General features: G+C 58.9%; 8 protein-coding genes. 3 read left to right on the top strand and 5 right to left on the bottom strand.

Annotated elements, in window-relative coordinates:
• A complete protein-coding gene (locus ACIREA_RS23325; protein WP_397384747.1) occupies nt 1-225 on the bottom strand; it encodes a hypothetical protein in 225 nt (74 codons plus the stop codon).
• A 167-nt stretch (nt 226-392) separates the two neighbouring features.
• Between ACIREA_RS23325 and ACIREA_RS23320 the strand changes: the two genes are divergently transcribed.
• Both ACIREA_RS23320 and ACIREA_RS23315 read left to right on the top strand, forming a co-directional pair.
• Entirely contained in the window at nt 393-2,762 is a 2,370-nt protein-coding gene (locus ACIREA_RS23320) for a Tex family protein (RefSeq protein WP_397384746.1), read from the top strand.
• Nucleotides 2,763-2,814: 52 nt separating this feature from the next.
• Nucleotides 2,815-3,390 (top strand): hypothetical protein, encoded by a 576-nt coding sequence (locus tag ACIREA_RS23315; protein ID WP_397384745.1) that lies wholly within the window; start codon nt 2,815-2,817, stop codon nt 3,388-3,390.
• 90 nt (nt 3,391-3,480) lie between these two features.
• Here ACIREA_RS23315 and ACIREA_RS23310 read toward each other — a convergent pair whose 3' ends face one another.
• Together ACIREA_RS23310 and ACIREA_RS23305 are read right to left on the bottom strand one after the other, a co-directional pair.
• Nucleotides 3,481-3,768, bottom strand: a complete 288-nt coding sequence (locus ACIREA_RS23310) for a hypothetical protein (RefSeq protein WP_397384744.1) — start codon at nt 3,766-3,768, stop codon at nt 3,481-3,483.
• Between the two features lie 136 nt (nt 3,769-3,904).
• Nucleotides 3,905-4,528, bottom strand: coding sequence for a hypothetical protein (locus ACIREA_RS23305; RefSeq protein ID WP_397384743.1), 624 nt, complete (start codon nt 4,526-4,528; stop codon nt 3,905-3,907).
• On the opposite strand from ACIREA_RS23305, the gene ACIREA_RS23300 reads away from it, so the two are divergent.
• Nucleotides 4,527-4,751, top strand: coding sequence for a hypothetical protein (locus tag ACIREA_RS23300; RefSeq protein ID WP_397384742.1), 225 nt, complete (start codon nt 4,527-4,529; stop codon nt 4,749-4,751). The genes ACIREA_RS23305 and ACIREA_RS23300 overlap by 2 nt on opposite strands.
• Before the next feature lie 27 nt (nt 4,752-4,778).
• Here the strand turns inward: ACIREA_RS23300 and ACIREA_RS23295 are convergent, their stop codons facing one another.
• Nucleotides 4,779-5,957 (bottom strand): radical SAM protein, encoded by a 1,179-nt coding sequence (locus ACIREA_RS23295; protein WP_397384741.1) that lies wholly within the window; start codon nt 5,955-5,957, stop codon nt 4,779-4,781.
• 71 nt (nt 5,958-6,028) lie between these two features.
• Nucleotides 6,029-6,762, bottom strand: a 734-nt coding sequence (locus ACIREA_RS23290) for an ammonium transporter (RefSeq protein ID WP_397384740.1), incomplete at its 5' end; no start/stop codon positions are given.

The raw sequence follows: 6,762 nt of genomic DNA, 5'->3' as shown, positions 1-6,762 counted from the left end.
CTAGAGCCGGTCCATCACATACACTCTTCCGCCGCTTGCGGTGACACCGCCGAATCCGGCGCTGATCTCCTTTTTCCACAGCCTCACGGGCTCTTTCCTGGCAAAGTCCGCCGGGATGTCCTTTGGATTCCAGGCTCCATCCGCATTCGGCCCACGCCAGCACGGCCAGTCCTCAGCGGCAGATGCAAGGGTTGAAACCAGAAAAGCCACAAAAAAATTCTTCATGCTGCTTCAATACGAAGCCGCCATGGAAATTTCGCAACACGATGTCAAGCCATGGCTCCGACAAAAGTTTTTCACATGTGATCTTGAATGGTTGCTGCCCGTGATCGTCTCGCTAACTCCACCCATCCCAACCGGATTTTTATCCTCCACTTTTCACTTTCCCAACCATGTCTGCTGCTAACGAACTCAACATCAATGTCACCCACGTCGAACGTGTCGCCAAGGAACTGGGCCTGCGGGCCATTCAGGTCGGCGCGACGGCCAAACTCTTTGCCGATGGCGCCACGGTGCCGTTCATCGCCCGTTACCGAAAGGAGGCCACAGGGTCTCTGGATGAAGTGCAAATTCAGAACATCCAGGAGCGCATGACTCAGCTCGTGGCGCTGGACGACCGCCGCACCGCGATTGTGAAATCGCTCGAAGAGCGCAAGCTCATGACGGACGTCTTGCGCGCGAAGATCGACAAGGCCGAGACGATGAATGCGCTGGAGGATATCTTTGCGCCGTTCCGTCCGAAGCGTCGCACACGCGCCACGATCGCGAAGGAAAAAGGTTTGGAGCCGCTGGCAGATTTCATTGAGGCCAATCTCATGACCCATGGAGTGGATCTGAATGGCGAAGTGGTGAAGTATGTGAACCCGGATCACGAAAACGAAGAGCTGCGCGTCAAGGACGCCAACGACGCGCTGAGTGGTGCACGCGACATCATCGCGGAGCGCATCAGCGACCACGCGGATGCTCGTGCCACCTTGCGCAAGTTTTTCGCGGAGCAGTCCACGGTTGTTTCCAAGGTCATGTTTGGAAAAGAAAAAGACGAAGAGGCGCAGAAGTTCCGCGACTACTTCGACTGGAGCGAGCCGCTGAAAGCCATTCCGTCGCACCGCATGCTCGCCATTCGCCGCGGTGAAAAAGAAGGATTCCTGCTCATGCGCATCCAGCCTGCGGAAGACACAGCGATCAAGATGCTCGAAAACCTCTTCGTCAAAGGCGGCAATGTCTGCTCTGACCAGATGAAGCTGGCCTGCGCAGACTGCTACAAGCGCCTGATGAGTTCCAGCATGGAGACGGAGGCTCGTCTTGAATCAAAGAAGAAGGCGGACACAGAGGCGGTGCGCGTATTTGCCGACAACCTGCGTGAGCTGCTGCTGGCGGCGCCGCTGGGACAGAAGCGCGTGCTCGGCATCGACCCCGGCTTTCGCACCGGTTGCAAAGTGGTTGTCCTCGATGCTCAGGGGCAGCTTCTCTACAACGATGTGATCTACCTGCTCGGCGAGGGCAGCGGACTGCTGCATGCGAAGAATCTGGTGCTCAATCTGGTGGATCGTTACAAGATTCAGGCCATCGCCATCGGCAACGGTACCGCCAGCCGTGAGACGGAGATGTTTGTGAAGAAGATCGGTGTGCCGGCTTCGATTCCGGTGATCATGGTGAACGAGAGCGGTGCCTCCATTTACAGCGCCAGCGAAGTCGCGCGTGAGGAGTTCCCGAATCAAGACATCACGGTGCGTGGCTCAGTTTCCATCGCTCGTCGTCTGATGGACCCGCTGGCTGAGCTTGTGAAGCTTGATCCGAAGTCCATTGGTGTCGGTCAATATCAGCATGACGTGGATCAGAACCAGCTCAAGACGAGTCTGGATCAGGTTGTGATCAGTGCGGTGAACGGCGTGGGTGTGGAGTTGAACACGGCGAGCAAGCAGTTGCTCAGCTACGTGTCCGGCCTGAACAGCACCCACGCGTTGAACATCGTGGCCTTCCGCAATGAGAACGGCCCGTTCAAGAGCCGCAAGGATCTAATGAAGGTGCCACGGCTCGGCGACAAAGCTTTCGAGCAGGCGGCGGGCTTCCTGCGCATTCGTGATGCCGTGCACCCGCTGGATGCGAGCGCGGTGCATCCGGAGCGCTATCCGCTGGTGGAAAAGATGGCGGCAGAGATTGGCTGCACGGTGCCGGAACTCATGCAGCGCGCTGACTTGCGTCAGAAGATCGACTTGAAGAAGTATGTGAGCGAAGACGTGGGCCTGCCGACGCTGCAGGACATCATGAACGAGCTCGCCAAGCCAGGGCGTGATCCGCGCAAGCAGTTCGAGGTCTTCAGTTTCGCTGAAGGCGTGAATGACATGAAGGATCTCACCGTGGGCATGAAGCTGCCGGGCATCGTGACGAACGTGACGGCCTTTGGCGCCTTTGTGGACATCGGCGTGCATCAGGACGGCCTCGTGCATGTGAGCCAGCTCAGCGACACGTTTGTAAAGGATGCGGCGGAGATCGTGAAAGTGGCGCAGCGCGTGCAGGTCACGGTCACGGAAGTGGACATTCCGCGCAAGCGCATCGCGCTGAGCATGAAATCCAAGCCTGACTTTGAGAAGAAGCAGGGGGCAGCAGGGCCACGCCCCGCAGGCGGGCCTGCCGGTGGTCAGCGCAGCTTTTCCAGCGGTGGTGGTGGCCAGCGCAGCTCCGGTGGCGGCATGGGCAATCCCTTTGGCGGCGGCGGTGGTGGCGACTGGTTCACCGCAGCGGCGCAGAAGGGGAAGAAGTAGTTTCGGCCGACTGCATCTTGCCAGCCCGTGATCTTCCCATACGATTCAGCTTATGAAATCAGCCCATCTCCTCACACTGGCTCTGCCGCTGCTTCTCACGCAATGCGTGGACCCTTATCAAGGTCCGAACGGTCCGGATCCCTATGCGAATCCGTACCGCCAGGACATGAGGGATCAGGGTTCACAGATGAACAGCATGGCGTTTGAGCGCGGTCAGCAGGACGGGCAGATGGACGCACAGCAGGGCCAGAGCCAGAACTACCAGCGCTATGCATCACGCTATGACCGCAATACCGAGATGGCCTATCGCGATGCGTACAATCAAAGCTATGGTCTGACGATGAACAGCCGCCGTGAAGTCGGTGGCTATCCCAATCAGGGCATGGCTCAGCCACCTGTGCCGAATGTGCCGCCGCAGCAGCAGGCACCGCGTGATCCGACCTACAGCCAAGGTTACGACTACGGTCTTCGTGACCGTACGGGAGGACGGGTGGCCGATCCCTCGGCTCAAGTAGGGCGCTATGATCCGCGCTATCGCTCCAGCTTTGAACGCGGGTACTACGACGGCTACAATTCAAGCTCCTCCAGCGGTGCCCCGGGCGCAGGTGGGAACTTGTGGTTCCGCTAAACTAGACTGGCAGCGGCACAGCACAAAAAAACACCGTCACGGCGCGCCATGACGGTGGTCTTGTTTTGAAATGGAAGTGCGGCGAAGCGCTTATTCCTGGGCAGCAGCTTCAGGAGCAGCGGTCTCAGCAACTTCAACAGCAGGAGCAGCGGTTTCGATCACAGGAGCCACAGCTTCGGCGGCGACTTCAGCAGCCTTGGGCTTGGTGGTGGCCTTCTTGACGGCAGCTTTCTTGGCTGGAGCCTTCTTGGCGGTTTTGGCTTCGGATTTAACGGCGCGTGCTTTGCGGGAGACGCCGGCCTTGGCCAGAGCTTTCTTGCGGGCAAGATAGAGCTTACGGCGGCGGCGTTTGATGACTTTGTTCAGTTGTTGACCCATGATGGATGATCGGTTGTCGTTTGCGGTTTTGAGGGCGGCAAGAGTTCCACTGATCAAGGTTGAATCAACCTCAAATGCAGTCCGCCCCCGGTTTCCCGGGGTTCGAGCGTGGTGAAACCCTCTTTTGGAGCAGTTTTCAGGGTTTTTTGTCCTCGGCTTTGGGCTCCTCGCTGGCCTTGGGGGCCTCAGGCTTGGATTCCAGGCGTGCTTCCACGTTGTTTGCAGCCTGCTGAGTCGGAGGTACTTTGAACAATTTGCCAGTGTAGGGGCACTTCACGGTCTGGCCGGCACTCATGCCGGAAACATCCACCAGCTGGGTTTTGCCAGCGAAGGGGCTGTTCACCATGTTCATACGGCCCGGGACTGGGGCGCCATAGGGCAGGCTTTCAGCCGTGGGTGGGGCGCTGTCCGTGGTTTTTGGTGCCGAGCTGACAGGTGGCGGATTATTCGCGATGCGAGGAGCCGCAGTGTGGGAGGGTTCTTCCACAGGGATTTTCACATCCGGGCGGCGCACCAGGGAGGGGCTGCTCGGCCGCGTGCGAGGCACATATCTGGTACTGCCCAAACCAGTGGAGAGCGTGCTGAAATAGTTATTTGGCGTGGTTGCGCTGGTTGTGCCGTAACGAGGGCGCTGAGTGTAGGCGGCATAACGCTGGGAATACAAGCCGCCGGTGCGGAAGGGCGGTGACGGTCTTGCAGAACTCAGGTAGGGAATCAGTCCGTTCGTCTGAATGCTGTGCCATGCCTCCCTCGGTGGCATGGCGCACTGGACCAGAAGAACAACGGGTGTCAGCATGGCGAACATGCGGGCAACACAGGAGGTGGGACAACGCGAAGCTTTCATGGGTTTTAAAAAGATGAAGGTGATGACGTTGATGCAGTGGTGTGACTTCACACAACGCCTGACAATGCTGACAGGAGTATGGTCAAAGGGCAAGAAAACAGCTCGTCAAAATCCTGTTATCACGTCGCATTTATCTTAATTTCCATACCCGCTAAACGGAGTAATTTCAGGCTGCTTGACCGAGGCCAATCTCCTGATCATTAAGATAGCAGGATGGGTCAGGTGCCCACAGGTCGCCGGTCATTTGCAGAGCGCGCACGCGGAAGCCGCCACCACACACATCCAGGAAACTGCATTGCGCGCATTTGCCCTTGAGGTGCTGTTTGCGATCCCGCAAGGCATTGAGCGTGGCGTTGTCGCGATTGCTCCAGATGTCGCTGAATTTACGATCCTTCACGTTGCCCAGCGTGAGCTCATGCCAGAACTGGTCGGGATGCACATTGCCCTGGGTGTCGATGTTGCTGATGCCGGTGCCGCTACTGTTGGCACCGCCACCGTTCCAGGTGAGAAGTTCCATCGCACGTGCGGCACGTTCGGGGTTCTCCCGTTTCAGACGCATGTAGAGGTAGGGGCCGTCCACAGGTTGATCGACGGTCAAAACCTCACGTGGCTTGCCGCTCGCGGCCCACTTGGCGGTGCGGTCGAGGATCTTGTCGATGGCTCCGCGTGTCTCCTCATGCGGCACTTCCATGAGATCCGCACCACGACCGCTGTAGACGAGGTGGTAAAAGCAGACGCGCTCGATGTCCTCCTTCTCGATGAAGTCGAGGATGGATTCGATATCGGCGATGTTGTGACGGGAGAGCGTGAGGCGCAGGCCCACTTTCTGGCCCACCGCCTTGCAGTTCCGAAACGCAGCCACCGCTTTGTCAAAGGCTCCCACCTTGCCGCGGAAGTGGTCGTGCGTGGCACCCATGCCGTCGAGCGAGATGCCGACGTAGGAGAAGCCGATGTCCTTGATGCGCTGCGCCCACTCGGGATTGATCAGCGTGCCGTTGGTGGAAAGCGTGAGGCGCAGGCCCTTGCCGGTAGCGTATTCGGCCAGTTCAAAGAAATGCGGGTGGATCGTCGGCTCGCCGCCGGAGAGCAGCAGGGCGGGCACCTTGTACTCGGCGAGATCATCGACAACGTCTTTGCACTGCTCCCAGGTGAGTTCTCCAGGGTAGAATTTCGAATCGGAATCCTGGTAGCAATGGACGCATTTCAGGTTGCAGCGGCGGGTGATGTTCCAGACTACAATGGGGCGGCGCTCAGCAGCGGAAGTTGGGGAACCGTGGCCGCGGCCATAGCGCAGGTGGTCCATGGGCTGGGCGACATCACAGTAAAGACGGGTGAGATTGATCATGACCTGGAATCAACGCACAACCGCGTCCGGGGCGCGCCGCCGATCTTGCGCAATGCCTGACCAAGCTTGCCTCAGGCCTGCTCCGTGGTCTGGAAGTCGGGGTAAGCGTTCGCCGCGTGCTCGGTGAAGTCGAGGCCGTTGATCTGCTCCTCCTCCGTGGCGCGGATGCGGACGCAGAACTTGATGAAGGCGAAGACTGCGGTGCAGACAACGAATGAATAGACGCTGATGCTCAAAGTGCCGAGAGCCTGAACGCCCAGGCGCTGGATGCTGAAACCTTTCTCATCAAACAAGGCCACACACAGCGTGCCCCACCAGCCGCAGGCCAGATGCACCGGCACGGCACCCACGGCATCGTCAATTTTCCAGCGTTCCAGGGCGATCGTCGCCACGGTGGTGATCATGCCACCAAAGGCACCGATGACGATGGCCGCACCGGGTGTGACATTGCCGCAGCAGGCGGTGATGGCCACCGCGCCGCCGAGTGCGCCGTTCATGGCGATGTTCACATCAGGCTTGCCCTGGATGAACCACATGGAGATCATCGCCGCGATGCCAGCAGCGGAAGGACTGATGGTGGTGTTGACCACCAGACGACCAATCATGGAAGAGCCGGAAAGGGAAGAGCCGGCATTAAAGCCAAACCAACCGAACCAGAGCAAAAGGACTCCCAGAGTGACGAGGGGTATATTGTGACCGGCGATCAATCGCGGCGAACCATCCGGACCGAAACGACCCGTACGGGGGCCAACCGCCAGAATCCCCGCCAGGGCGCATGAACCACCACAGGCATGCACGACGGAGG

This window comes from Prosthecobacter sp. (assembly GCF_044373815.1).
GTDB lineage: Bacteria > Verrucomicrobiota > Verrucomicrobiia > Verrucomicrobiales > Verrucomicrobiaceae > Prosthecobacter.
The sequence above is the reverse complement of the archived record's forward strand: the minus strand, read 5'-3'. Positions and strand labels throughout refer to the sequence as shown.